This window comes from Kitasatospora sp. NPDC006697, assembly GCF_042869935.1.
Taxonomy (GTDB): domain Bacteria; phylum Actinomycetota; class Actinomycetes; order Streptomycetales; family Streptomycetaceae; genus Kitasatospora.
Map to the genome: position 1 here is coordinate 128,711 of NZ_JBIAGU010000011.1, position 26,143 is coordinate 154,853.

The following is a 26,143-nucleotide window of genomic DNA, read 5'->3' on the forward strand; positions in this document are numbered from 1 at the left end:
CGTGATCCGCACATCCCACCGCAAAGCCGGCCCGGCGCTGCTCGCCGTCCTGGCGCTGCTGGCCCTGATGCTGGGCGTCGCCGCCCGCCCGGCCTACGCCGGCGCCGACCTGGTGGTCAACCCCGGCCTGGAGGCGCTGGACGCCAACGGCTTCCCGGTCTGCTGGGAGCAGGCCGGCTGGGGCAACGGCAGCGTGAACTACGCCGTCACGCACACCGCGCACGGCGGCGGCAACGCCATGCAGATCACCGTCTCCAACGTGACGACCGGTGACCGCAAGGCGATGATGCTGGAGAACCCGTCCTGCGCGCCCTCGGTGACGCCGGGCCACCAGTACGACCTCGGCGTCTGGTACACCAGCACCTCGGCCGACACCGTGCTCACCGCCTTCCGCCACGACGTGGCCAACGGCTGGCAGTACTGGACCGACCTGGCGACCCTGCCGGTGGCCGGCGCCTACACCCAGGCCGGCGTGCGCACCCCGGTGATCCCGCCGAACACCGACCAGATCACCTGGGGCGTGACCATCTACGGCACCGGCACGCTCACCACCGACGACTACTCCATGCAGGACGCCACGGTGCCCGCCACCGGCGACGTCTGCACCGCCGGACCCGCCTGCACCCAAGGCAGTTGGGCCGTGATGCCGTTCCCCAACCCGGTGCGCAGCATGCACGCCATCGTGCTGCACAACGGCAAGGTGCTGCTGATGGCCGGCTCCGGCAACGACCCGATGGCGTTCCAGGCCGGCACCTTCAACTCCGCCGTCTACGACCCGGGCACCGGCACCTTCGCCCAGGTGCCCACCCCGGCGGACATGTTCTGCTCCGGCCACGTCCAACTCCCGGACGGGCGGGTGCTGATCATGGGCGGCACCAAGGCCTACCCGGCGGCCGACGGCAGCCACGGCTACGAAGGCCTGAACACCTCCTACGTGTTCGACCCGGCGACCAACGCCTACACCCAGGCCGACGACATGAACGACGGCCACTGGTACCCGTCGGCCACCGAGATGGGCGACGGCGACATCATCACCTTCGGCGGCCTGCGCGGCGACTCCTCCGGCAGCGTCACCCAGGAGGTCTTCTCCAGCAGCGCCAACGCCTGGCAGCCGCTGAACGCGGTGCACCAGAGCTGGAACTTCTTCGGCCTCTACCCGTCGATGATCCTGATGCAGGACGGCCGGCTCTTCTACACCGGCAGCCACGTCTTCGGCAACGGCACCGCCGGCTCCGGCGCCTCGATCTACGACTACGACGCCAACACCGTCACCGACGTGCCGGGCCTGCAGAGCAAGGACACCCGGGACCAGTCGATGAGCGTGCTGCTGCCGCCGGCCCAGGACCAGCGGGTGCTCACCATGGGCGGCGGCAACATCGTCACCAACGTGGACGCCGGGCGGCAGACCGACATCATCGACCTCAAGGCGGCCAGCCCCAGCTACACCCCCGGCCCGCTGATCCCCACCGGCACCCTGGCCAACGGCCAGCCGGAGTCGGCGAGCCAGGGCAAGATGTACGTCTCCACCGTGCTGCTGCCCAACGGCCAGGTCTTCGAGACCAACGGCGCGCTGCACAACCGGGCCGACCCGGTCACCGAGGCCTCGATGTTCGACCCGGCCACCGACACCTTCACCCCCGGCATGGCCACCGACCCGATCTCGCGCACCTACCACTCGGCCTCGTTCCTGCTGCCCGACGGCCGGGTGATGACGGTGGGCGACAACCCGGGCAACGGCAGCTTCGACATGCACGTCTCGATCTACACCCCGCCGTACCTCTACCACGGCGCCCGGCCGCAGATCACCGGCGTGGCCAACACCATGTGGTCCTACGGCTCCAGCCAGCACATCACGGTGGACGCGCCGATCGTGCGCGCCGAGCTGATCCGCCCGGCCGCCGTCACCCACTCCTCGGACCCGAACCAGCGGTTCGTCGACCTGCCGATGACCGTGCACAGCGACGGCAGCATCGACCTCAACGTGACCAGCAACCCCAACCTGGCGCCGCCCGGCTACTACATGCTCTACGTGGTCGACGCCGCCGGCGTGCCCTCGGTCGCCTCCTGGGTCCACCTGATGTGACGGACCGTCAACCCATCGACAACACAAGGAAGGACGACCGCATGACCGCACGACCCAGGAGCCGCCGGCGGCTCGGCAGGGCGGCCGCCGTGCTCGGCACCGGCCTGGCCGGGCTGGCACTGGCGCTCACCCTCGCCACCCCCGACGCCTCCTCCCGGCCCGCTCCGCCCGGCACCCCCGCCGCCCGGCAGCACCGACCCGACCCGCACATCATGGACTTCGCGCAGGGCCTGGCCGCCCACCCGATGGCCGCCCGGCCCCAGCGGGCCGAGCAGTCCCCGGCCGCTGCCAATGCCGACGGCTGCGACCACCACTACGGTGCGCTCAACGTCTGCGTGCCCGCCGCCTTCCCGCCCGGCACCGGCAGCGGCACCGCCGCCCGCTGCGCCTGGCTGGCCCAGCACGGCTTCACCGACCTGGCCGTGCACGGCACGGACGACCTCGGGCTGGACCCGAAGCACAGCGGCACCGCCTGCAGCAGCCGCTGAGAGCGCGGACCCCGGCCGGGGGAAGGACCTGGCCGGGGTCCGCTACCAGGGCCCGTTGGGGTCCCGGATGCCGCCATGGCGTGAACCTGCTATGTCGTGTTCCGGCACCCCTGCGGTTTGACTGACTGTCCGTCAGGTGCGCTCGGACACCGCGAGTTCGACCAGGTACCGCTTGGCGATCCGCCCGCCGAACCGCCCGTCGATCAGGCCCGCCAGGCAGTCCAGCAGCCCGGACCGGGCGGCGGGCGGCAGGGCGCGGTGGCCCGAGTAGGTGTGCAGCAGGTCCAGGTACTGCGCGGTCGAGTACTCCAGCTCGTACTCGTAGCGGCGGAAGGCGGTCGGGCCGAACCGGCCGCTGCGGGCCACCTCGGCGGCGTGGTCGGCGCCGTGCACCTGGTCGGCCGGCGGCAGCCGCAGACCGGGCGGGGTCGCGGGGTCGAACCGCTCGTAGCAGTGCTGGGCCGCCGCGAAGAACTCCTCGGTGCCGCCCAGCACATGCTGGGTCCGCACCACGGCCAGCGCGCCCCCGGGCCGCAGCGCCCCGGCTGCCTTCGGCACCCGTACGGCCGGGTCGATCCAGTGGAAGGCGGTCGCCGCGAGCACCGTGTCGAACGGCTCGGCGGGCAGCGGCCAGCGCTCGAACCCGGCCGTCACCACCTCCGCCGCACCGGCCGCAGCCGCAGCCGCCAGGTTGCGGCGGGCCACCTCGGCCATCCGCGGCCCCGCCTCCACCGCCGTGACCCGGCACCCCCGGCGCACCAGCGGCACCGTCGCCTGCCCGGTGCCGCACCCCAGCTCCAGCACCCGGCTCCCGGCCCGCGCCCCGGCGAGCTCGGCGAGGTCCTCGTAGAGCCGGTCGGGGTAGCCGGGCCGGGCGCGGTCGTAGAGCTCGGCGTCCTCGTCGAAGGTGCGGCTCAGCGCGGTGCGGTGGGCCTCGGCGGGCCGGTCGTCGCGGGTGAGCCGGGGGAGGACCAGCGGGGTCCTCCTGCCGTAGGCCGTGCAGACGGGGCAGTCGCAGTCGGCGAGCGAGTTGGCCCGGCAGTGCTCGGCGGGCCAGCCGGGCAGGTCGCAGGGCCCCGGGTCCAGCGGTGGCCCGTCCAGCGGGACCGTCCGCCGGCACTCGTGGCAGTCCACGCGGGTGGGCACGCCGGCGCTCCGCAGCCGCGCGGCGGTCTCCAACACCTCGTCGATCATCCAGTGCTCACGAATCCGCACGGGCGCGCCGAGTAGGAGCTGCTTGCTCTGCCACAGGCTCAGCCCGGTCGCGCTGCCGACCGCCCGGAGCGAGTCCGCCCCGGCCGTGCCAGGGCCGATCACCCACAGGTCGAAGCCCGGCTCCTCCATCCGCCCCACCCCCTCCCGGGCAGCGTAGGTGGCCCGCGACGCGGGCGCGACGGTATTTGTGTCGGGTCGGACCGGATCGTAGGGTCGGCGGAAGACTCCAGTGACAGACCGTCATGCAAACATCCGGGCAGCAGGTTTCACCACACCACGAGGTCCGTGCCACGGACCCCACAGCGAGACGAGGACGGCCGATGTCCCGAGTCAGAGTGCACAACTTCTCCATCTCCCTGGACGGCTACGCCACCGGCGAGGGCCAGACCGAGGAGGCCCCGTTCGGGCACGCCGGCCACCGGCTGCACGAGTGGTTCTTCCCGACCCGCACCTTCCAGTCGATGCTGGGCAAGAGCGGCGGCAGCACCGGCGTCGACGACGCGTTCGCGGCCGCCACCGAGCCCGGCATCGGGGTGGAGATCATGGGCCGCAACAAGTTCGGCCCGCAGCGCGGCGCTTGGCAGGACGAGGAGTGGAAGGGCTGGTGGGGTCCCAACCCGCCGTTCCACACCCCGGTCTTCGTGCTCACCCACCACCCGCGCCCCAGCATCGAGATGGAGGGCGGCACCACCTTCCACTTCATCGACGCCTCGCCCGAGGAGGCGCTGCGGCACGCCCGCGAGGCCGCCGGCGACCTGGACGTGCGGATCGGCGGCGGACCGCGCACCGTCCGCGAGTTCCTGGCCGGCGACCTGATCGACCACCTGCACGTGGTGATCGTCCCGATCCTGCTCGGCCGCGGCGAGCGCGTCTGGGACGGCCTGGAGGGGCTGGAGCAGCGCTTCACCTCCGTGGAGACCGTCGCCTCCCCGTCCGGCGTGACGCACGTGACCTACAGCCGCTAGTCGGGAGCCGGTCAGCGCACCACGTCGAAGACCTGCTTCTGCACGCCGTTGCGGTAGACGGCCTGCTCGACCAGCTCCAGCTTCTGGGCGTCCTTGTCGGTGCCGCTGAACAGGCGCTTGCCCGCGCCCAGCAGCACCGGGAAGACCAGCAGGTGGTAGCGGTCGATCAGGCCGGCGTCGGAGAGCGCCTGGTTGAGCGAGGCGCTGCCGTGCACGATGATCGGGTCGCCCTCGGTCTGCTTGAGGGCGGCCACCTCGTCGAGCGAGCGCAGGATGGCGGTGTCGCCCCAGTCGGAGACCAGGTCGTCCTGGCCGAGGGTGGTGGAGACGACGTACTTCGGCAGCGTCTTGTAGCGGGCGAACTCCGCCATCCCCGGCCAGACCGGGCTGAACGCCTGGTAGCTGACCCGGCCCAGCAGGACGGCGCCGGCCTCCTCCTGCTCCCGCCCCTTGAGCTCGTAGGCCTCGGGGACGAACTCGATGTCCTTGAAGGTCCAGCCGGAGTTGCGGTACTCGGGCTCGCCGCCCGGGCCCTCCACGACGCCGTCGAGCGAGATGAACGCGGTGCTGATCAGGGTGCGCATGGGTGGTTCCTAGCTTTCTCGGATGGTCGGTTCAGCTGAAGAGCCCGGTCAGCCACTGCTGCCAGGCGGCCTCGGTGTCGGGGCTGTCGAAGAGGTGGTGGAAGAGCAGCACCGGGCCGGCGCCGGTGCCGTGGTGGAAGGTGTAGAGCCCGTCCGCACTCCGGACGCCGAACCGCTCCACGTCCGCCCAGATCACCTCGCCGTCGAGGGGCGCCAGGCCGTTCGGCCGGGCGCGCACCGGCGTGCCGACGGCGACCGGGACGGCCAGCGACAGCGCGCCGGCCAGCACCGCGGCGGACTCCGGCCCGGAGCGCTCGCCCGGCGGTGCGAAGGCGAAGACGGGGGCGGCGGTGCGGCCGGGGAAGTGGCGCAGGTACTCGCGCAGGTTGTTGAGGTAGAACGGCCAGCCGCGGCGCAGCGCGTCGTACTCGTCCTGCCAGTCGTCGCCGAGGAAGCCGCTGTGCACGGCCCGCAGCACGGTGGAGCCCTGCTCCCGGCCCTCGATCAGGTACTCGAAGGCCATGAACCGGCCGTCCTCGCCGGTCTGCGTCCGGGTGGCGAACCGCTTGCCCGGCTCGTACCCGGTGATCAGCGCCTCCTCGCGGTGGCCGCCGGTGGTGAGGGCGGCCGCGCCGCCCTCCCGGGGCTCCACCTCGTTGCGGCCCATGAACCACGAGTCGATGCCCGGTCCGGTGGCGATCGCCGCCCAGACCTCCTCGGGGCTCGCGGGCAGCTCCTCCCGCAGCTCGATCTCGAACGGGTGCGTCATCGTCGGTCTTCCTGTTCTGGTTGTGCCGGTTCCGGTTCCGGTGACGGTGCCGGTGCGGACGGGATCTGGTGCAGCCCGACGATCACGCGGTGGGTGCGGCCGCCGGTCGCGCCCTCGTCGTGGTAGCGGCTGACCAGCGCGGCGACCGCCTCGGTCAGCTCCTCGGCGAAGGCGGCCCGGTCGGCGGCGGAGGCGAACCGAACCTGGGCGTCCAGCCCGAAGGTGGCCACCTTCCGCCGGGCCCGCGCGGCCCCGGTCAGCAGCGCCCCGACCTCCTGCACCAGCCGGGCGCCCAGGGCGAGCAGCCAGCGGGCGGACAGCTGGTCCGGCGCCCGGGACGGATCCGGGCTCACCGCGGCCAGCGCGGCCGGCGAGATCACGTAGGAGGCCGCGGCGGCCCGGTAGACCCGCTCGGTGACGTTCCCCTTGCGCCGCTCCTCCGCGAGCTCCACCAGCCCGTGCCGCTCCAGCTCCTTCAGGTGGTAGTTCACCTTCTGCCGGGCGAGCCCGAGCCGGGCCGCCAGCATCGTCGCGGAGCCGGGCTCGGCCAGCGCGGCGAGGATCCGGGACCGTATGGGGTCGAGCGAGGCCTCGGCGGCGGCGGGGTCTTCGATGACGGCTACGTCGAGCATGGGTCCAGGGTGCTACCGACAAAAAAAATTGTCAAGGAGGCTGATCTTGTCGGCGCGGCGTAGCGCGGCGCGCCGCGGCCCGGCATCGGGCCGTGGCCCGAGACCGGCAGATACGCAGCCGATCAGCTCATCGGAGAATTGACGAAGGATCACCTGCCGGCCCCTGGCCTCCCAGGCACAATGTTCTCCGTTCGACATGTCGACGGACGGGAGGGGACGACATGGTCGCAGTCGTGTTCGTGCACGGGACCGGCGTACGCGCCGAGTCGTACGAATCGAGCCTGGCCCTGCTGCGGAAGGGGCTGGACCGGATCGACCGCGGAATCGGGCTGCACCCCTGCTACTGGGGCGACGCCCACGGCGTGCGGCCGGGCATGTCCTCCAGGACCGTTCCCGGCTACCGGGGGAAGGCGGCCCTGCTGCCCGAGGACGAGGAGGTCCTCCGCTGGGGCCTGCTCTACGTCGACCCGCTCTGCGAACTGCGCGAGCTCGGCGCCGAGGCCGGCGGCCGGACGGGCCGGCGGGTGCTGGGCGACGGCTCCGGGCCGGAGCTGGAGCGCCGGGCCGCCCAGCTCGCCGCCGACCTGCCGGCGGAGCTGGCCGGGCTGCTCGGCGGCGCGGGGGCCGTCGAGCGGTTCCGGGGCGCGGTGTCCACCGTACTGGCGGGGACACGGGAGTCGGCGGACTGCCGGCGCGCGCTGGCCGGCGCCGGCTCCGACGGCGGCTGCGCCCAGCTGCTCAGCAGTGCCGTGGTGGCGCAGTTCCTGACGGAGCACCAGGCGGCCGGTGAGCCGCTGCCCTGGACGGTCGCGGAGCGCGACCACGCCGTCCTGCTGGTCGGCCAGGCCCTGGGCGCCGACACCCGCGGCGGGGTGAAGCGGCTGGCCGGCACGGCCGCCATGTACGTCGTCAACCGGCTGGTCGGCGGCTGGCGCGACCGGATCACCGACGGCTCCGCCTCCCAGGTGGGCGACATCCTGCACTACGCGGTCCGCGGCGCGGGCCTGCGCACCTTCATCGCCGACCGGGTGTCGGAGGTGGCCCGGACGGAGGGCCCGGTGGTCCTCTTCGCCCACAGCCTGGGCGGCATCGCGGCCGTGGACCTGCTGGTCGGCCAGGACTTCCCGGCGGTGGCCCACCTCATCACCGCCGGCTCCCAGGCGAGCCAGCTCTACGGCATGAACGCCCTGCCCGGCCTGGAGTTCGGCCGGCCGCTGCCGCCGCACTTCCCGCGCTGGACCAACCTCTACGACCGCCGCGACCCCCTGGGCTTCCTGGCCGGGCAGCTCTTCCCCGGCCGGGTGGAGGACGTGGAGGTCACCTCCGGCCAGCCGTTCCTGGCCGCGCACAGCGCCTACTTCGGCAACCCCGCGGTCCACCGGATCCTCGCCGGTGCCGTCGGAGCGGGTGAGTGAACCAGACGCTTCGCCCCGAGCTGACGTACGCCGTCCTGGTCGGCGTCGACACCTATGCCACCCCTCAGTTCACGCCGCTCCACGGGCCCGCGCTCGACGCCTGCCGGCACGCCAGGTGGCTGCGGTCGAGGGGCGTGCCGGCCGCCAACATCCGGCTGCTGCTCTCACCCGGCGACCAGTCCCGCGAGGAGGTGGCGGCGACCGCCGCGGAGCTCGGACTGGCGCCGCGCCCGGCCACCCAGGCGCAGATCGAGCAGGTCCTGGTCGACGAACTCCCCGAGTGGCGCGGCGACCTGCTCTGGTTCGCCTGGAGCGGGCACGGCATCCTCGACGACCGGGACCAGCAGCGGCTGTTCTGCGCCGACGCCCGGCCCGGCTACGAAGTCAACCTCCCGATGGGGGAGTTCGAGCGGAACCTGCTGCACGACAAGCGGTACGAGGGGATACCGGAGAAGGTCTGCGTCGTCGACGCCTGCCGCTACTTCGACGTCCCCGCCGCCAGCCTGCCCGGCACCCTCTCCTTCGGGCGCACGGCGGAGGCGGACGTCCTCGGACACCTGCAGAGCGCCTACGCCACCCAGGACGGCCGGCCCGCCCACGGCCTCGGCAGCGTCGGCGGCGGCCTCTTCAGCTCCCACCTGCTGGCGGAACTGGAGCGCTCCCGGACCTGGCCGCCCGACCTGCCCGCGGTGCTCGGCACGGTGCGGGCCCGGCTGAGTACGGCTGCCGTCGTCCAGGTGCCCTACCTGGTGGAACGCCGCCGCGACGGCGACCGCCCGCTGCCCACCGGGAGCCGCGCCCGGCTCTCCCCGCACATCCGCACGCACGCCGACGAGGTGGCCCGGCTCCGCGGCAAGGGCTCCTACCTGGCCCAGGAGAAGCTGAAGTTCGTCAGCCCGGGGGACGGCTCGGACCCGAAGCGGCTGCTCCGCAGCCTGGCCCGGCTGACCACCTCGGCGTCGGGCCAGGACACCAAGCGGGGCATCCTGCTGGTCGGTCCGGCCGGCGCGGGCAAGACCCGCACCTGCTTCGAGGTGGCCAAGGCCGCGCTCGCGCAGAACCCGCCCTGGCAGGTGCTGCACGTCGCCCGGTCCAGCGAGGTGTCGACCGAGGACGTGCTGGCGGCGGTCCGGGAACAGGCCGGACGCGAGCGGGTCCTGCTCGTCTTCGACTACCTCGACAGCTACGACGGGGTGAACCTGCAGGCCCTCGGCGAGGCCCTGCAGGCGGAGGACCCGGAGGGCCGGGTCGCCTGCCTCGCCTCGGTGCGGCCGGGCATGCTCGGCAAGCTCCGGGAGAACGGCGTGCGGCTCCTGCTGGACGAGGTCCCGCTGCGCAGCGACCGCGAGCACACCACGAAGGTGATCAGGCAGGTCTTCGCGGACGTGGCCCCCGGCATGGTGAACGCCTGGGGCGAGGACCGGCTCTCCGAGGTGTGCGGGCAGCGCCCGATCATCGCCCTGCTCATCGCGCGGGCCCTCGAAGCCCGGCTCACGGCGGGCGCGGGCGAGCCGGACCTGGTCCCGCCCCGGCCGGAGGAGCTGGTCTCCTGGCTGCAGGCGCGCGCGGGTCAGGACTACGGCAGCAGGCAGGACGAGGGCGAGCCCGCCAGGGAGACCCTGCTGCTGGCCTCGGCGGTCGCGGCGGCCTCCTGCGAGCAGGACCAGGACGCCGTCGAGTCGACCGTGGAACGGTTCCTCGAGCACTGGCCCGACCCGACCTTCCGCGGCGGACCCGAGGGCGTGGTCGGCCGGCTGCTGCACCTGGGCTGGCTGGTGGAGTCCGGCCAGGGCATCGACGCCGTCCACGACATCGTCACGGACGAGTTCCTGCGGATGACCGTCCTCCCGGACGGCACCACGGTCCGCAGCGACGTGCTGAAGGCGCTGCTCTCCGCCTTCCTCGCCGCCGGCCGCAGCTTCGGCGTGGCCTCCGGCCACCTGCGGCGGTGGACCGCCGACCTCGGGGCCGCCCACCGCACGGCCGTGGAGCGCTCCTGCGCGAACTGGCTCGGACAGCACACCGGGCAACTGGCCGCCCTGGTCGCCGCCGACCCGCAGGCCGGCCGGTCCGCGATGCTCGCCCTGCTGTCCGGCCCGCCCTGGCGCAAGGGCATGGAGGACAGCTGGGAGCGGCTGCTCGGGCCCTGGCTGGCCGGGATCGAGCAGCACGACCCCAGGGACGCGTCGACCGTCCTGGCCACCGCCGTGCGCAACTCCGTCGGCGGCGTGCCGGGCCAGCTCGCCGCCGCCTGCCTCGGGTGGGTGGACCGGCAGTGGACGACCCGCGACGTCGGCTACCTGCTGCGCCCGCTGCTGGAGGCGGACGGCGTCGGCGCCGAGGACCGCGACCAGGCCGCGGAACGGGCCCTGCGCTGGCTCGTCCAGCCGCGCAGCACCAGCAGGGGGAGCGCACTGCTGTTCGCCGCCCTGCTCCGCTGCGAGCTCGGCGCCGAGCGGACCGCCGAGGTGATCGAGTTCGCGCTCGCGCGGATGCGGCGGGCCAAGCGGAACCCCGAGGCCGGCGTGGTGCTGCGGCCGCTGCTGCTGCGCCACGGGCTGACCGAGGCACAGAAGGGGAGCGCGGCGAAGAGCGCGCTGCTCTGGGTGGAGGCGCAGAACCAGCCGTCGGGGACGGCGATGGTGCTGGACGCGGTTCTGCGCAGCGAGAACCTTCCGGCCGACGCCTTGGAGCGGGGCGCCCGGGCCGCCCTGGAGTGGCTGAAGGAGTACGGCACCCACATCGACGCCTCGTTCGTTCTGGAGCCGCTGCTGGCGAGCCGTCAGCTGGGAGCCGAGGACACCCGGTTCCTCCTCGATCGCACCTTCGACTGGCTGAAGTGCCATGGGCCGGCCCGCCGGGCCACCTACGTCCTGGGCGAGGTGCTGCTCCGCGACGACCTCGGTGAGCTGCGGGCGGCGTCGGCGATCGACCGTGCGCAGGAGTGGCTCGCCGTGTACGGGCTGCCGGACAGCGCGAAGTTCCTGCTCAGCTCCGTCCTGTTGCGCACCGACCTCGACCGGGAGACCGGCCGGAAGCTGGCCGAGGACGGGGTGGACTGGCTCGCCCGTCACGGGCTGGACAACGGCGGCCGGTACGTGATGGCCGCGCTGCTGCGGCCCGATGCCGTCGGCGGCCATGTCGACCCGGCGGCCGAGACGGTCCTGACCCTGCTGAACAGCCATGACACCCCCGCGATTCTGCGGAGCACGCTGCCGACGGTGCTGCGCTGCCGCGGCGTGGGACCGGACGTGCTCCGCAAGGCTGCCGGCCGGGCGCTGGACTTCCTGAGTGACGCCGGCCCGGAGTTCGAGGCGACGTACGTGCTGGGGCCGCTCCTGGAACGGCGCAGGTTCCTCGACGATCACCGCCTGGCGGTCGACCTCGCGCTCCAGTGGCTGGACTGCCACGGGACACAGCCCGAGGCCTCCTTCGTTCTGGCGCCGCTCCTCGGGCTCGAGCTCACCGACGCAGAGGCGGCGGAGACCGACCGGCTGGCGCAAGCGTGGCTGGCGGATCACCTGCCCTCCGAGAGCGCCTGCTTCGTCCTCTCCGGGCTGCTCCAGCGGAGGAAGCCGGTGCACGACTGGCCCGTGTCCGTCGAAACGCTCTCCCGCACCTGGCTGGACGGCCACCGCGACAGCCCGTCGGCCGCCTATGTCCTCGCCTCGTTGCTGGGAGGGTTCGACGCCGAGTCCTCGGAGGACACCGCCGACCGGGCCTTGAGCTGGCTCCGGGACCACCCCTCGGCCCAGGGGGCGCCCGTCCTCGTGCGGGCGCTGACGACGGCCTCCGGCACCGGCCCCGACCAGTACACCCGGTGGATCGACCAGCTGTTCGCACTGCTCGATGCCAGGGCGAAATCCGCCACCGTGCTGCTCAAGAGCACCCGCTTCCGGAGCGACCTGGACCTGGCCCGGGCCGCCCGTCTCGCCGAGCACGCGCTCAGAATCCTGGAAGGCGAGCGGGAGTTGTCCGAAGGACTGCTCCTCGGTGTGCTGCGACTGCCCCTCGGGCCGGAGCGGCAGGACCGGGCCGTGCGCCTGGCATTCCGCTGGCTGGAGAGACACTCCGCCCAGCAGAAGAACGTCAAGGTCGTGGGGAACCTGCTGAAGCGCGACGACCTCCGGCCCGACCAGCTCATGAGAGCCCTGGACGCCCTGGAGCTGATCACGGCCTGGCGGCGGAGGGCCGGTTCCGAGGCTGAACTGGCAGGGCTCGTCAAGGTGCTGCTCGGCAATCGGAACCTGGATGCGCTGCACCCGGACGGTGCCACCCGCCGAGCGCTGGACTGGCTGGGTTCGTGCTGGACCCAGCCCGAGGCCGCCGGAATCCTGGTACTCCTGCTCGACCGGCTCGACCTCCCTCCCGAGGACGGTGCGGCTGTGGCGGCCGGCGCAGGCACCTGGCTGGCCGCGGCCGGCCAGGAGGGCTGGGACACCTCCGGGGTCGAAGAGGCGCTGCACCGCTACCGGACCCGGACCTCCTGAGCCGCCGACCCCCCGGGCCGGTCACCCGCGCGGGGGAGCCGCTCGTCCCGGTGGCCGAGGCGGCGGTACCGGCCGGGCCGGAAAAGTCGGCTGCATGGACTTTTCCCTCTCGGACCCCCTCCGCGCCCGACTGCGCCTGGCCTGGTCAGTGGCCTACGCCTGTTTCGGGGTGCTCTGCGCCCTGACCGGTGCCCGGCTGTGGGCGCACGGCCTGGCCGCCGAGGCGCCGGTGCTCGCCTGGGGCACTGCCGGGCTGGGGGTGGCGGGGGCCGTCGTCGCCCGGTGGCGCCTCCGGGTGCTGCGGTGGGTGCTTTGCGGGCTACTGGTGGTGGCGGCGTTCGGGCTGCTGATGGAGGTGATCACGCTGCTGTTCGGCGCGGGTGTGGACAGCCGGCCGGCCTTCGCGAACCAGCTGCTGGCGGCGGTCGGACTGCTGCTGTTCGTCGAGACCGGCCGGCGCGCACCCGGGCGCCGGGCACCCTCGGCGGCCTCGCGGGAGGTGCAACTCGCCGCGTGGGTGGGGACGGTGGCCTTCCTGCCGTACACGGCGATGAAGCTCACCTGGGCGGTGGGCGGCACCTTCGCGGGCATCAGCGGCGCGGAGATGCTGGTGGACGCCAGGCGCAACGGCGCCTCGGGCATCTGGCTGTCCCTGGAGTCCTGGGGGCTGGACGCCACCGTGCTGCTGGCCGTCGTCGGCGTCTTCCTGCTCTGGGGCCTGGTCCGCCCGTGGGGCATGGTCTTCCCGCGCTGGACGCTCCCGCTGCGCGGCCGCCCCGTGCCGCGCTGGCTCCCGCTCACCCCGGCGCTGATCGGCGCGGCCACCCTGGCCCCGTACGGCCTGGTCGGCGCCGCCTACGCGGCGCTCGCCTCGGCCGGTGCGGTGACCGTCCCGATGGGCGAATTCCACTCCCGGCCGGACGCGCTGCTGGTGATCTGGGTCGGCATGACGGCCTTCGCCGGCTACGGCCTCGCGCTGGCGGCCGCCACCCGGTCCTACTGGCGGCGGACCCGGTGACGGCGCTGGCGTGCCCCTAGCGGCGGAGGTGCTGGCGGAGGAAGAGGGCGGCCCGGTCGAGGGCGTCGTCGGCCTCGTCGAGGACGCCCGCGAAGCACTGGAAGACGTGCGGAACGTCGGCGGTGACGTCCAGGATGACGGCCACGCCCGCCGCGGTGGCGCGGGCGGCCAGCCGGGTGGAGTCGTCCAGCAGGAGCTCGTTGGCGCCGACCTGGATCAGCATCGGGGGCAGGCCGGCCAGGTCGGCGTGCACAGCGGGGCTGAGCAGCGGGTGGCGGGGGTCGGCGCCGGCCAGGTACATGGCGCCGGTGTGCTCCAGGCCGGCGCGGGTGAAGACCGGGTCGATGCCCTCCTTGGTGTCGATGCTCTCGCCGGTGCGGGTCGCGTCCGTGCCGGGGGAGAAGGCCAGGAGGGCGGCGGGCAGCGGCAGACCCGCGTCCCGGGCGGCGAGGGCGGTGGTGACGGCGAGGCCGCCGCCCGCGGAGTCGCCCGCGAAGACGATCGAGGACGGGTCCGTGCCGCCCTCCAGCAGAGCCCGGTAGGCGCTCAGGGTGTCCTCGATCGCTGCCGGGAAGGGGTGTTCGGGGGCGAGCCGGTAGTCCACCGAGTAGGCGCCGAGGCCGGTCCTGGCCACCAGGTTCCCGGTCAGCGAGAGGGCCGTTTCCGGCGAGCCGAAGACCCAGGCGCCGCCGTGGAAGTAGAGGATCGTCCCGGTGCCGCGCTCCGAGTCGCCGACCGGTTCCACGCGCAGCGCGGGCCGGCCGCCGAGCGTGGCGGGCGCGGTGCGGATGCGGTCGTGCGGCACGATCATCTGATCCATCAGCTGCCGGAATCCGGCGCGGATCTGCTCGACCGACTGCGGCCCCTCGGGGCCGGGCTGACGGAGGATCGTGTCGACCTGGATGCGCTGTTCCCTGCTCATGGCAGACTCCCGCGGTAGGTGGATTCCTGTACACTATATGCCATGGAATATACATTGGGCGCGGAGGGTGCCGCAGCCGACTTTCCGGAGCTCTTCGCCGACCTGGTCCGCTGCGAGACCCGGCTCTACAACGCCATCGGCGACCGCCTGCGCGAGCAGCACGGCATCGTCGCCTCGCAGTACGAGTTCCTGGCCTACCTGCGCGACCACCCCGGCTGCCGGGTGGCGGACATCGCCGCCGAGTTCGCCATCGGGGTCGGCGCGACCAGCAAGGGCATCGACCGCCTGGAGCAGCGCGGTTGGGCCGCGCGCCGGCCCAATCCGGCGGACCGCCGCTCCTCGCTGCTCGAGCTGACCGAGGAGGGCGCCGGGCTGGCGGCGGAGGCGGAGCGGACCTTCCGGGAGGGCCTGGCCGAGCTGTTCGGCGGCACGCTCGACGCCGGCGCCGTGGCGGCGGTCGCGGGGGCGATGGCGACGCTGCGCGCCGCGCTGGAGCGCGGGCAGGTGGGCACCCCGGCGGGCTGACCTCGGCCGACGGTCGGAAACGGCCGCACCCGCGAACCTCCCCGCCCGGCGGCGGGAACGGAACCGGCGCCGAGCGGGGTCGGGGATTGAGCCGCGTCGGTGGTCAGGCGGCGGCGGGTGCGGCGGGCAGGACGTGCTCCCCGGTGCGGTCGGTGCTGAGGCAGAGCGAGCAGACGGCTGCCCGGTGGGCGGCGCAGGCCGTCAAGTCGGGGCGCTCGTAGGGCTGGTGGCAGACGTGGCAGTCGAGGGTGGTGGCGCTGGGGTTGCCGTGGGCGTCCAGCAGGGGCTCCTGGATGCCGTCGTCGGTGCGGCGCAGGTAGTACCTGCCCTTGGTCGCGATCGCCATCAGCGGGGTGAGCGCGAAGGCGAGGACGGCGGCGGCCACCGGGGAGTACGGCTGGAGGGTGTCGCCCAGCGCGTGGAAGTACATGGCGATGGAGAGCGCGGAGGCGGTGACGAAGGAGACGACGCCGACCGGGTTCACCGCGTGGAGCATGCCGCGGCGGAACTCCGGGTGGAGGGGGGAGAGCTTGAGGAGGTACTTGTTGACGCCGATGTCGGTGGCGACGGTGACGATCCAGGCGATGGCGCAGTTCGAGTAGAAGCCCAGGATGTTGTTGAGGAAGCTGAACATGTCGGCTTCCATCAGCGTGAGCGCGAAGGCGAGGTTGACCAGGACGAAGACCATCCGGCCGGGGTAGTGCTTGGTCACGCGGGTGAAGGAGTTGGTCCAGGCGAGCGAGCCGGAGTAGGCGTTGGTCACGTTGATCTTGATCTGGCTGATCACGACCAGGGCGACGGCCAGCGGCACGACCGCCCAGGACGGCATCATCGTCCGGAAGGCGCCGCGGAACTGCTGGATCGGTTCGGTGGCGGCGACCGGACCGACCCTGGCGAGGATGTAGACGGCGAGGAAGACGCCGATGGCCTGCTTCAGCGCGCCGAGCACCACCCAGCCGGGGCCGGCCGTGATCACGGCGGTCCACCAGGCGCGCTTGTTCTCCGGCGTCCTCGGGGGCATGAAGCGCAGGTAGTCGATCTGTTCGCCGATCTGCGCGATCAGGGACAGGCACACGCCCGCGCCCAGGAGTACGGAGGGGGTGTTGACGCCCCCGTCGCCGCCGGTGCCGGCGTAGCCGAGGAAGCGGTTTACGGTGCCGGGGTCCTCGGCGATCAGGTAGACCAGCGGGGCGACCATGAGCAGCAGCCAGATCGGGGTGGTCCACACCTGCACCTTGCTGAGCGCCTTCATCCCGTAGATGACCAGCGGGATCACCATGAAGGTGGAGACCAGGTAGCCTAGCCACAGCGGCAGGCCGAGTCCCAACTTCAGTCCCTGGGCCATGATCGAGCCTTCGAGGGCGAAGAAGATGAAGGTGAAGCTGGCGAAGATGACGCTGGTGAGGACCGAACCGTAGTAGCCGAAGCCGGAGCCGCGGGTGATGAGGTCGAGGTCGATGTTGTAGCGGGCGCCGTAGTAGGCCAGGGGCAGGCCGGTGACGAAGATGACCACGGCCGCGACCGCGATGGCGACCAGCGCGTTGCCGGTGCCGTGGGTCAGGCCGATGCCGGCGCCGATGGAGAAGTCGGCCATGTAGGCGATGCCGCCCAGGGCGGTGGTCGCCACGACCATCGGGGTCCAGCGGCGGTACCCGCGGGCCGCGAAGCGCAGGGTGTAGTCCTCCAGCGTCTCCGTGGTCGCCTGGCTCGCGGCCGTTCCCGCGCTGGGGGCCTGTGAGGCACGGGGCCTGGTGGTGCTCATCGGTCGCTCCCTCGAGGTGTGGGTGATGGCTTGTCAGGTGCCGGCGTGCCGCACTCGAGCCGTACACGACCCGGTGCTCATAGGGGGAGACGTTAGGAGGCGACCGTTTCGGACGATCGCGGCCCGTGTGAAACGGGCATGTCGGAGGTCCGCGCGGAGGGGGTCCCGCCTCCTCGAACGCGCCCGGAGCCGACCCCGACGCATTCGGATAACCGGCCATGGGTCGATCTGGTTACTTCCGTGTTGCGCAGGCCGGATCGGCTCCTCCGGCGGCTATAGGGTGACCGGAACCGCGGCACGAAGGTGTGTTCGCCTTCGTCCTCCAGAGGGGTTCGACGACGTGAGACTGACTCCCCACGAGCAGGAACGGCTGATGATCCACGTCGCGGCCGACGTCGCCCTGGCCCGCCGGGCGCGCGGGCTGCGGCTCAACCATCCCGAGGCGCTCGCCATCCTGACCGTCCACGTCCTGGAAGGCGCGAGGGACGGACGCACCGTCATCGAACTGATGGCGTCGGGCCGTTCGGTCCTCGGCCGGGACGACGTGATGGAAGGTGTGCCGGAAATGATCCGCGAAACGCAGGTGGAGGCGACATTCCCCGACGGGACGAAGCTGGTGACCCTGCACGACCCCATCCAGTGAGCGGGAGCCGCACATGATTCCTGGAGAACTGCTGCTCGGCGACGGACCGGTCGAGCTCAACGCGGGACGTACCGTGACCGGACTGACGGTCGTGAACACCGGCGACCGCCCGGTGCAGGTCGGCTCGCACTACCACTTCGCGGAGGCCAACCCCGGGCTCGACTTCGACCGCGCCGCCGCCCGCGGGCAGCGGCTGAACGTGCCCGCGGGCACGGCGGTGCGGTTCGAACCGGGCATCGCGATGCGGGTGGAGCTGGTGCCGCTGGGCGGCCGGCGCGAGGTGTGGGGCCTGCGCGGCGAGACGGCGGGACGGGTGGACTCGTGACGGCGCAGCACCGCACGCCCCCGGCGCTGACCGTCACCCGGCGCCGCTATGCCGACCTGTACGGCCCGACCGTCGGGGACCGGATCCGGCTGGCCGACACCGACCTGCTGATCGAGGTCGAGGAGGACCGCTGCGCGGGCGGGGACGAGGTGGTCTTCGGCGGCGGCAAGGTGATCCGCGAGTCGATGGGCCAGAGCCGCGTGTCCCGCGCCGAGGGCGCGCCGGACACCGTCATCACCGGCGCGGTGGTGCTGGACCACTGGGGGGTCGTCAAGGCCGACGTCGGCATCCGCGACGGGCTGATCACGGCGCTGGGCAAGGCCGGGAACCCCGAGACGATGGACGGTGTCCATCCGCAGCTGGTGATCGGCCCGGAGACCGAGGTGATCGCCGGCAACGGCAGGATCCTCACCGCCGGCGCGGTGGACGCCCATGTGCACTTCATCTGCCCGCAGTTGTTCGAGGAGGCACTCGCGAGCGGCGTGACCACGCTGCTCGGCGGCGGCACCGGTCCGGCCGAGGGCTCCAAGGCGACCACGATCACGCCCGGCTCGTGGCACCTGGCCCGGATGTTCGCCGCGGCCGAGCAGTACCCGGTCAACCTCGGCCTGCTGGGCCGCGGCAACACGGTGTCGGCGGACGCGATGCACGCGCAACTGCGCGGCGGCGCCGTCGGTTTCAAGATCCACGAGGACTGGGGGGCCACCCCCGCCGTCATCGACGCCTGCCTGCGCGTCTGCGAGGAGAGCGGTGCGCAGCTCGCCCTCCACACGGACACCCTGAACGAGGCGGGCTTCGTGCAGGACACCCTGGCGGCGATCGCCGGGCGCGGCATCCACGCCTACCACGCCGAGGGCGCGGGCGGCGGGCACGCGCCCGACATCATCACCGTCGTCTCCGAACCCAACATCCTGCCCAGCTCGACCAACCCGACCCGCCCGCACACCCGCAACACGGTGGCCGAGCACCTGGACATGCTGATGGTCTGCCACCACCTCAGCGCCGACGTACCGGAGGACCTGGCGTTCGCCGAGTCGCGGATCCGGCCCTCCACGATCGCCGCGGAGGACGTGCTGCACGACCTCGGCGCGATCTCGATCATCAGCTCGGACTCGCAGGCCATGGGCCGGATCGGCGAAGTCGTCCTGCGCACCTGGCAGACCGCGCACGTGATGAAGCGCCGCCGCGGCGCGCTGCCCGGGGACGGGCCCGCGGACAACGCGCGGGCGCGCCGCTACGTGGCCAAGTACACGATCAACCCGGCCATCGCGCAGGGCATGGACGGGCAGATCGGTTCCGTCGAACCGGGCAAGCTCGCCGACCTGGTGCTGTGGAGCCCGGCGTTCTTCGGCGTCAAGCCGGATCTGGTGATCAAGGGCGGCCAGATCGCCTGGGCCCAGATGGGCGACGCGAACGCCTCGATCCCCACGCCGCAACCCGTGCTCCCGCGACCGATGTTCGGGGCGATCGGGCGGGCGCCGTCGGCCAACTCGGTCAACTTCGTGACGGAGTCGGCCCTGGAGGCCGGTCTGCCGGCCCGGCTCGGTGAGGAACTGGGCGTCGCGAAGGCCTTCACCGCGATCCGCAACACCCGGGGCGTGCGCAAGGAGCACATGCGCGAGAACACCGCGCTGCCCGGCGTGACGGTCGAGCCCGACAGCTTCACGGTGCGGATCGACGGCGAGGTCGTCGAACCGCATCCGGCCGAGGAACTGCCCATGACCCAGCGCTACTTCCTCTTCTGAGGCCGCCGTGACACGGCCTCCGACCGATCCGGCGCTGCTGGTGCTGGCCGACGGCCGCTTCCCGGCGGGCGGCCACGCGCACTCCGGCGGCGTGGAGTCGGCCGTCCGGGCGGGGCGGGTGGGCGACGCACGGACCCTGGAGGCGTTCTGCACCGGACGCCTGCACACCACGGGCCTGACGGCCGCCGCGCTGGCGGCGGCCGCGGCGGGCGCTACGGACCCGCTCGTGCTGGACCACGCCGCCGAGATCCGCACGCCCTCCCCGGCCCTGCGCGCGGCGTCCCGGCGGCTCGGCCGGCAACTGCTGCGCGCGGCCAGGGCGGCGTGGCCCGATCCCGCACTGGAGCGGCTGGCCGGTGCCGCCCCGGGCGGAGCGCACCAGCCGGTGGTGTTCGGCGTGGTGGCCGCGGCCGCGGGCCTCTCGCCGGCGGACGCCGCCACCGCCGTGGCCTACGAGTCCGTGTCCGGACCGGTGACGGCCTGCGTGCGGCTGCTGGGGCTCGACCCGTTCGAGGCCGCGGCGGTGCTGGCCCGGCTCGCGCCCCCGGTCGCCGCGATCGCGCGGGAAGCCGTCGCCGCGGCCGCGACCGGGGACGTCGACCTGCTGCCGACGCTCGGCGCGCCCCTGCTCGACCTGGCGGCCGAGGACCACGCCCGTTGGCCGGTCCGCCTCTTCGCGACCTGACCACCCCGACGACTGGAGTGACCATGCACGTTGACCCCGACCTCGTCCTGCCCGGCCACCACGCCGCCCCGGCCGCGGACCTGCCGGGCACCGGCACCCGGCGGGCGCTGCGGATCGGCCTGGGCGGCCCCGTCGGCTCGGGCAAGACGGCGACCGTCGCGGCGCTCTGCCGGGCCCTGCGCGAGGAGCTCTCCCTCGCGGTCGTCACCAACGACATCTACACCACCGAGGACGCCGAGTTCCTGCTGCGCCACGCCGTCCTGCCACCCGAACGGATCACCGCGGTGGAGACCGGCTGCTGCCCGCACACCGCCATCCGCGACGACATCAGCGCCAACCTGGAGGCCGTGGAGGAGCTGGAGGCCGCAGTCGGCCCGCTGGACCTGGTGCTCGTGGAGAGCGGCGGCGACAACCTCACGGCCACGTTCAGCCGGGGCCTGGTGGACCATCAGATCTTCGTCATCGACGTCTCCGGCGGCGACAAGATCCCGCGCAAGGGCGGTCCCGGGGTGACCAGCTCCGACCTGCTCGTGGTCAACAAGACGGACCTCGCGCCGCTGGTCGGCGCCGACCTGTCGGTGATGGCCCGCGACGCGGCCGCGCAGCGCCGTGAACTGCCGGTCGTGTTCTGCTCCCTGGTGGCCCCCGACGGTGTCGCGCCGATCGCGGCCTGGGTGCGGGAGCGGCTGGCGCAGTGGCGCCGCGGGTGACCGGCGGGCACGGCGTCCGCGCCGTGGCGCGGATCCGGGCCGTCGCGGACGGCCGCGGCGGCACCGTGCTGGGCGAGCTGGCCGGTGACGGCCCGCTGGCTCCGCGCCGCAGCCGCCATCCGGACGGGACCGGCGCCGCGCACGTGGTGCTCGTCGGCGCGATGGCGGCGCCGCTGGGCGGGGACCGGCTCCGGGTGGAGGCGGTGGTCGAGCCAGGTGCCAGGCTGCTGGTCACCAGCGCCGCCGCCACGGTGAGCCTGCCGGGACGGGAACCGGCACCGGCGCACTACGACCTGGACCTCACGGTGGGCGCGGACGCCGACCTCGAATGGCTCCCGGAACCCGTGATCGCCGCGGCGGCCAGCTCGCTGCGCCTGTGGACCCGCGTCCGCCTCGGCGCCGGCGCACGGGTGCACCTGCGCGAGGAACAGGTCCTCGGCCGCCACGGCGAACCCCCGGGGCGCCTGACATCGCGCCTGACGGTCCACCAGGACGGCCGGGCCGTGCTCGACCAGTCGACGGACATCGGCGCCGGCGCGCCCCCAGGCTGGGACGGCCCGGCGGTGCTCGGCGGCAACCGGGCGCTCGGCCAGCTCCTGACCACCCGGACCTGCGCTCCCACCCCGGTGACCGGCGCGGCGGCGTTCCCGGTGGGCGAGGGACTGACCCTGCTCACCGCCGTGGCGGCGGGCGCGATGGAGGTCCGAGCCGCCCTGTGCTCCCTGTCCGCTCAGGAGCGAGTGCCCGCTGTCACGCCCGCAGGGTGACGCGGGAGAGCCGTGCACCCCCGCGGTACGGGTGGTGGTGGCCAGGTGGATCGGCCCGACCGCGGGTGGTGGTTCAGGCGGGCATCACCGCCTGGATGCGTGAGAGGGTGAACATCCGCCCGTCCTCGCGCAGGTGGCACCAGGCCTGGAGGAAGGGAGCGTCGAGCTCCAGCCGGCTGAGGGTGCGTATGGTCAGGTCGCCCGAGGCGGCCACATACTCGATGGTGATCGGCAGGCCCTCATCGAGGGCGTGGGCCAGTTGGCGGACGTCCGTGAAGGAGAGGCCGTGGGCCGACCCGGCGATGATCTCCTCGGTGTCGCTGTGGAACGGGCGCCCCCGGTCCGGGTCGGGGTCGGGCAGGTGAGCGACGACGCCCAGGAGTCGGCCCGCCAGCACACCGAGGTCCACCGCATCCAGGGGTTCGGCCGCTTTCACGGCAGGCGATTCGGTCGCCGATCGGCGCGGTGGCGGGAGGACGGGGCCGGCCGCGCGGTGCGGTTCGGCCCGCTCGATCCGGATGCTCCCGTCCGCCTTCTCCGCGACGGGAGCGTACCCGGCGGCGCGCAGCGCGGTGAGCGTCTTGTCCAGCGGGGTCCGGCAGATCAGGACGGTGGGCGCCAACAGCCGCAGCCCGAGCGGTGCGAGCTTGCGGTGGGCGGCCAACTCGGCCAGCAGCGCGGGCTCCTCACCGTGGATCACACTGGCGGCGGCCGCGACGCGGATCCGACCGTGGCCCCGGGAGGCATCCTGGATCAGGTAGGACAGAGTCTGCGGTAGCGGTCCGACCGCCACCGCCGCCAGGTCGGTGGTCAGGTCGTCGGACGACCGCCCGGAGTCGAGCGCCCGGCGGACGCTGCGCGGACTGAACCGCCAGACGGAGGCCGCGCCGGTCGTCTCCCGGTCGGCGACCGAATCCAGCAGCGTGGCGAGGAAGGTCGAGGGCGTGCCGGAGACGACGGCGGTGAGATCGCTGCCGAAGCGTGCGGTGGCCGTGGCGGCGGGCAGCAGCCGCTGACAGGCTGCGGTCAGGGCGTCGGAGTCGTCGGCGAGCAGGGCACGGCCGAGCGGGGTCAGGGCGCCCCGGGCGAGCACCCCCAGGAGCTCGACCTCCCGGACCAGGGTGGCGAACGGGCGCTCGTCCTGGGGGAGCCGGTCGAGGAGCGGGCGGCGCCAGGCGAGCCGCTCGGCCAGGTCGGCCGGGTTCCTCGCGCCTTCGCCGGCCGGGAGTTCGGCCGCGGTCGCGAGCAGTTGGCGGCGCTCCTCGGGGCGGGCGGCGTGCCGCAGCGAGCCCGCTCCCGCGAGGGCGGCCAGGGGCTTGCCGTCCTCGTCGCGGCTCTCGCCGGGCGTCAGCGGCAGGGCCCACCAGGTCCGCAGGAGGAGGGAGAGCCGCTCGGCGGGTTCCTGCTCGGCCCACCGGTCGTAGGCGCCGGTGACTGCCAGCCGGTCGCCGTCGAAGGCCAGCACACCTGCCGCATGAGCCAGTTCCAGCGCGATGCGGACCTCGGTCCCGCCGCACTGGGCCGTCTTGCCGATCCGGGCCAGCTCGCGAGCGCCGATCCCGCCGGACTTCAGCCGCGCCGGGGGAGTCGTCGCGCACGCCCGCAGGGCGGCGGACGCGGCGGAGACGAACGCCATCCCCGCGGCCGCGGCCTCGCGCTCGAGCTCCGCGGCGCTCACCGGGCTCGGCTCCACGGCAGGCGGTACCGGGGCGAACGGCGCGCGCCAACCGGCGTCGCGCAGCGCCAGCGACACCTCCGCGGGCATCCGGGCCGAGTCGTACCACTGGTGCCGGTGCCGGACCAGCAGTGCCCGCTCCACCGCCCACCGTGCGGCCGGCTCGCTGCCGGAACCCGGTTCGCCGGACGCCCACCGGGCGAGCAACTCCCTGGTGGCCTTCGGGGCACGGGCCACCAGGGCCAGCAGCCGGTCCGGGTCGCGGTGATGGTCGAGCAGCGCGTCCAGCCGCTGCTGCTTGCGGGCACCGGCCGACCGGATGCCCAGGGCCGCCACCATCCGGCCCAGGTCCTCCGAGGTCGCCCCCGCCAGCAGGGGCTCCAGCGGCGCGTCCAAGCCCAGCGGCAGCTCCCAGAACCTCCGCAGGGCCGGTGCGGTGCGCAGCAGCCCATCGCCGCCGGGCCACACCAGGGCGTGGTCGCCGAGCGCCGCCAGCACCTCGTCCAGCCGACGGGCGCGATCACCCTCCGACGCGTCCAGCAGCTGCGCCAGGAGGTCCCCGGGCGCCGGCGTGAGCGCGGTGAGTGCCTCCAGCACCTGGAGCTCGGGCAGGGTCAGCCGGCCGAGCGCCAGCGCCACGGACGCCGTGCGCTGCAGCCGGTCCGCCAGCTCACCTACCGTGCGGGGCACCGGGGCCGCCACCGCGTCGGGACGCCTCGCCAGGACGCGGGACAGCTGAGCCGCGTCGAGCCGGTGCAGCCAGCCGGCCAGGGCCGAACCGCTCGCCATGATGGGGCCACCTCGCCGTTCCACAGGTCCGCCGCCCGCGCGGGACGGCGGACGGTCTGCTCATGGTCTCGCATCGCCGGGGCCGTACGCGTCACTCGGAAGGGTGCGGTTCCTGAAAGGGCGGCAGAACTGCGGCCCGGCGTCACCCCGTCAGGAGGCCCGGGGCGGACGGCCGTGCCCGCAGTCGATCTCGTTGCCGTCCACGTCCGTGACCCGACCGTGGGCTCCGTTGGCGTGCACGGTGACCGTGCCCGGCCCGTAGTCCACCTCGAAGGGGGCGTGACCGCACGGAGTGTTCTGGCGGCCGGCGCCGGCGTGTGGCGCGCGGGTGACGTCGACCTGACGGAGCGTCAGGCTGCCGTCACCGGCGGACCGAAGGCACGGTCCGTGGCGGTCATCACCCAGAGCGGGAACTCCGCCACCTTGATCGCGGGCGAGGCCGGGAAGTCCGGCCGGATCGAGTCCGCCGGGAAGAAGGTGACCCGGCACCGGCGGCAGACCCACGCCGCCTGCCACACCCGCATCCGCAGCCGCCAGCGGTCCACCTCGGCCTGCTTGGCCGGGCCGGGCGCGGTCATGGCCGCCCGGCGTTGTTCCTTGCGCTTGGAGCGGGCAACCCCGAGCAGGATCGCCGGAAGGACGAACCGGCCCAGGTTCGACAGGACCTGGGTGGCGCTGGAATTCGGGTTCGGCAGGACCGACATGACCGCCAGCACGCCGAGGATCCCGCCGATCACGAAGAGCGCCGTGGTCCCCTTGGTCTGCGGGACGTCGTCGAGCCTCGGCTCGGCGGGTGGGGCGAGCAGCTTGGCTGTCTCCGGGCCGAAGGGCTCGGCCGGATCGGACAGCGCGCTCTCGAGCGGCACCGTCCGGTCCGACTCGGCGCATTGGGGGCAGGCAGCAGTCATCGAGGAGTCGACTCCGATGGGGGAGGGGTGAACGAACGGTGAGAACCTACCGCATCGTCAGCGTTCCTCGGCCGGCTGTTCCAGCGCCAGCGCCCGGTACTCCTCCAGCACCCGGTAGCCGACCGCGCTGTAGAGCGACATCGCGACCTCGTTGCCGCCGAACACATTGAGCATCAGCACCTCGTCCCCGGCCGCTCGGACCACCTGCTCGCCCAGCGCCATCGCCGCCCGGCCGTGGCCCTGGCCGCGGAACCGCGGGTGCACCTGGAGGCCGTAGCCGAAGGTGACGCCGGGCAGGTGGCGGTGGCGGAGCCAGCCGTGGCCGATCACCTCGCCGCCCGCCTCCATCACGATCAGCGCGTTGTCGGCCGTGGCCGGGCCGTCGGGGAGCAGCCGGGCGAAGTCCTGCGCGCTGGTCTCCCGGGCCTGCTCGGCCGTCCAGCCGCCGGAGCGCAGCATGTCGCCGGCGTAGGCCTCCTGCTCGTGGGCCAGCCAGGCAGGGTACTCGGCTTCGCTGAGCGGACGCCAACTGACGCCGCCCAGCACGCCGGGCTCCTCCGCCGCGGCGCCCACCGGCTTGATCCGGGCGCTGCCGGTCGGCCGGTAGGCGGCGAAGAGCGGGTCCGGCTCCGCCAGCCGCACCTTGACCTGCGCGGCGCCGCGCTCCGCGCACCAGCGCTCGGCCCACTCGAGAGCGGCCCGGCGGTGCTCGCCGGTCCCGTCCAGGGCGGGGTCGGTCCAGAGCGCCCGCACCCAGCCGGCCAGCTCGCCGACCCGCTCCACCAGGTGGGTCGCCACCAGGCCGACCCGGCGGCCGCCGTCGTCGAGGACCGCCGTCGCCGTCCACTCCCCGCTCTTCTCCAGAATCGTGTCGGTGTACGCGGTGGCGGCCGCGTCCGGCAAACCGGTCGCCTGGTAGGCCTCGCAGAGGCGCTGCCGCACGGCCGGGAGCCAGTCGGCAGGGTCGGTGAGCTGCGTGAAGTCGGTCATCGTCGCAGGATATGGCCCTCAACTCGGTCGTTGTCAAA

Annotated in this window: 22 protein-coding genes; 13 read left to right on the forward strand and 9 right to left on the reverse strand. The window is 73.6% G+C overall.

The genetic code is table 11. The annotated features are described in order from the left end of the window. Position 1: 1 nt before the first annotated feature. Together ACFYNO_RS17530 and ACFYNO_RS17535 are read left to right on the forward strand one after the other, a co-directional pair. Complete coding sequence (locus tag ACFYNO_RS17530; protein WP_388012226.1) at positions 2-2,083, forward strand: galactose oxidase-like domain-containing protein; 2,082 nt, start codon at positions 2-4, stop codon at positions 2,081-2,083. A gap of 41 nt (positions 2,084-2,124) precedes the next feature. Then, entirely contained in the window at positions 2,125-2,571 is a 447-nt protein-coding gene (locus ACFYNO_RS17535) for a hypothetical protein (protein ID WP_388012229.1), read from the forward strand. A 132-nt stretch (positions 2,572-2,703) separates the two neighbouring features. On the opposite strand, the gene ACFYNO_RS17540 is transcribed toward ACFYNO_RS17535, so the two are convergent. Further along, the gene (locus tag ACFYNO_RS17540) at positions 2,704-3,546 is read right to left on the reverse strand and encodes a class I SAM-dependent methyltransferase (protein ID WP_388012581.1); all 843 of its coding nucleotides are present in this window, start codon (positions 3,544-3,546) and stop codon (positions 2,704-2,706) included. Positions 3,547-4,106: 560 nt separating this feature from the next. On the opposite strand from ACFYNO_RS17540, the gene ACFYNO_RS17545 reads away from it, so the two are divergent. After that, a complete protein-coding gene (locus tag ACFYNO_RS17545; RefSeq protein WP_388012232.1) occupies positions 4,107-4,751 on the forward strand; it encodes a dihydrofolate reductase family protein in 645 nt (214 codons plus the stop codon). Positions 4,752-4,762: 11 nt separating this feature from the next. Here the strand turns inward: ACFYNO_RS17545 and ACFYNO_RS17550 are convergent, their stop codons facing one another. Genes ACFYNO_RS17550 through ACFYNO_RS17560 form a run of 3 tightly spaced genes read right to left on the reverse strand, consistent with a single transcriptional unit; the run spans position 4,763 to position 6,736 of the window. Then, positions 4,763-5,335: a dihydrofolate reductase family protein gene (locus ACFYNO_RS17550; protein ID WP_388012235.1), complete on the reverse strand. Its 573-nt coding sequence runs from the start codon at positions 5,333-5,335 to the stop codon at positions 4,763-4,765. A 31-nt stretch (positions 5,336-5,366) separates the two neighbouring features. Beyond that, positions 5,367-6,104 carry an SRPBCC domain-containing protein gene (locus tag ACFYNO_RS17555; protein WP_388012238.1) on the reverse strand — a complete coding sequence of 246 codons (738 nt, stop codon included), beginning with the start codon at positions 6,102-6,104 and terminating at the stop codon, positions 5,367-5,369. After that, entirely contained in the window at positions 6,101-6,736 is a 636-nt protein-coding gene (locus ACFYNO_RS17560; RefSeq protein WP_388012241.1) for an ArsR/SmtB family transcription factor, read from the reverse strand. Before ACFYNO_RS17560 ends, ACFYNO_RS17555 begins: the two co-directional genes overlap by 4 nt. A 221-nt stretch (positions 6,737-6,957) precedes the next feature. Between ACFYNO_RS17560 and ACFYNO_RS17565 the strand changes: the two genes are divergently transcribed. From ACFYNO_RS17565 to ACFYNO_RS17575, 3 genes are all read left to right on the forward strand, one after another. Continuing rightward, positions 6,958-8,151, forward strand: a complete 1,194-nt coding sequence (locus ACFYNO_RS17565) for a hypothetical protein (protein WP_388012244.1) — start codon at positions 6,958-6,960, stop codon at positions 8,149-8,151. Beyond that, positions 8,148-12,641, forward strand: a complete 4,494-nt coding sequence (locus ACFYNO_RS17570; protein WP_388012247.1) for a hypothetical protein — start codon at positions 8,148-8,150, stop codon at positions 12,639-12,641. The genes ACFYNO_RS17565 and ACFYNO_RS17570 overlap by 4 nt, the downstream gene beginning before the upstream one ends. A 94-nt stretch (positions 12,642-12,735) precedes the next feature. After that, entirely contained in the window at positions 12,736-13,659 is a 924-nt protein-coding gene (locus tag ACFYNO_RS17575; RefSeq protein ID WP_388012250.1) for a hypothetical protein, read from the forward strand. 16 nt (positions 13,660-13,675) lie between these two features. Here ACFYNO_RS17575 and ACFYNO_RS17580 read toward each other — a convergent pair whose 3' ends face one another. Then, the gene (locus ACFYNO_RS17580; RefSeq protein ID WP_388012253.1) at positions 13,676-14,581 is read right to left on the reverse strand and encodes an alpha/beta hydrolase; all 906 of its coding nucleotides are present in this window, start codon (positions 14,579-14,581) and stop codon (positions 13,676-13,678) included. Between the two features lie 42 nt (positions 14,582-14,623). Here ACFYNO_RS17580 and ACFYNO_RS17585 point away from each other — a divergent pair, with 42 nt between their 5' ends. Further along, entirely contained in the window at positions 14,624-15,106 is a 483-nt protein-coding gene (locus tag ACFYNO_RS17585; protein ID WP_388012256.1) for a MarR family winged helix-turn-helix transcriptional regulator, read from the forward strand. A 103-nt stretch (positions 15,107-15,209) separates the two neighbouring features. Here the strand turns inward: ACFYNO_RS17585 and ACFYNO_RS17590 are convergent, their stop codons facing one another. Next, entirely contained in the window at positions 15,210-16,868 is a 1,659-nt protein-coding gene (locus ACFYNO_RS17590) for an allantoin permease (protein ID WP_388012259.1), read from the reverse strand. A 340-nt stretch (positions 16,869-17,208) separates the two neighbouring features. Between ACFYNO_RS17590 and ACFYNO_RS17595 the strand changes: the two genes are divergently transcribed. Genes ACFYNO_RS17595 through ACFYNO_RS17620 form a run of 6 tightly spaced genes read left to right on the forward strand, consistent with a single transcriptional unit; the run spans position 17,209 to position 21,743 of the window. Then, positions 17,209-17,511, forward strand: a complete 303-nt coding sequence (locus ACFYNO_RS17595) for an urease subunit gamma (protein ID WP_388012262.1) — start codon at positions 17,209-17,211, stop codon at positions 17,509-17,511. A gap of 13 nt (positions 17,512-17,524) precedes the next feature. Then, a complete protein-coding gene (locus ACFYNO_RS17600; protein ID WP_388012265.1) occupies positions 17,525-17,836 on the forward strand; it encodes an urease subunit beta in 312 nt (103 codons plus the stop codon). Positions 17,837-17,862: 26 nt separating this feature from the next. Next, positions 17,863-19,581 (forward strand): urease subunit alpha, encoded by a 1,719-nt coding sequence (locus tag ACFYNO_RS17605; RefSeq protein ID WP_388012584.1) that lies wholly within the window; start codon positions 17,863-17,865, stop codon positions 19,579-19,581. Positions 19,582-19,588: 7 nt separating this feature from the next. Beyond that, positions 19,589-20,266, forward strand: coding sequence for an urease accessory protein UreF (locus ACFYNO_RS17610; protein WP_388012268.1), 678 nt, complete (start codon positions 19,589-19,591; stop codon positions 20,264-20,266). 23 nt (positions 20,267-20,289) lie between these two features. Further along, on the forward strand, positions 20,290-20,976 hold the full coding sequence (gene ureG, locus ACFYNO_RS17615) for an urease accessory protein UreG (RefSeq protein WP_388012271.1): 687 nt from the start codon (positions 20,290-20,292) through the stop codon (positions 20,974-20,976). After that, the gene (locus ACFYNO_RS17620; RefSeq protein ID WP_388012274.1) at positions 20,973-21,743 is read left to right on the forward strand and encodes an urease accessory protein UreD; all 771 of its coding nucleotides are present in this window, start codon (positions 20,973-20,975) and stop codon (positions 21,741-21,743) included. The genes ureG and ACFYNO_RS17620 overlap by 4 nt, the downstream gene beginning before the upstream one ends. 73 nt (positions 21,744-21,816) lie before the next feature. Here ACFYNO_RS17620 and ACFYNO_RS17625 read toward each other — a convergent pair whose 3' ends face one another. The 3 genes from ACFYNO_RS17625 to ACFYNO_RS17635 form a co-directional block, all read right to left on the reverse strand. Further along, entirely contained in the window at positions 21,817-24,207 is a 2,391-nt protein-coding gene (locus ACFYNO_RS17625) for a helicase-associated domain-containing protein (protein WP_388012277.1), read from the reverse strand. A gap of 350 nt (positions 24,208-24,557) precedes the next feature. Continuing rightward, positions 24,558-25,073, reverse strand: coding sequence for a hypothetical protein (locus ACFYNO_RS17630; protein WP_388012280.1), 516 nt, complete (start codon positions 25,071-25,073; stop codon positions 24,558-24,560). 99 nt (positions 25,074-25,172) lie between these two features. Further along, positions 25,173-26,105, reverse strand: coding sequence for a GNAT family N-acetyltransferase (locus ACFYNO_RS17635; protein WP_388012283.1), 933 nt, complete (start codon positions 26,103-26,105; stop codon positions 25,173-25,175). Between the last annotated feature and the right edge of the window lie 38 nt (positions 26,106-26,143).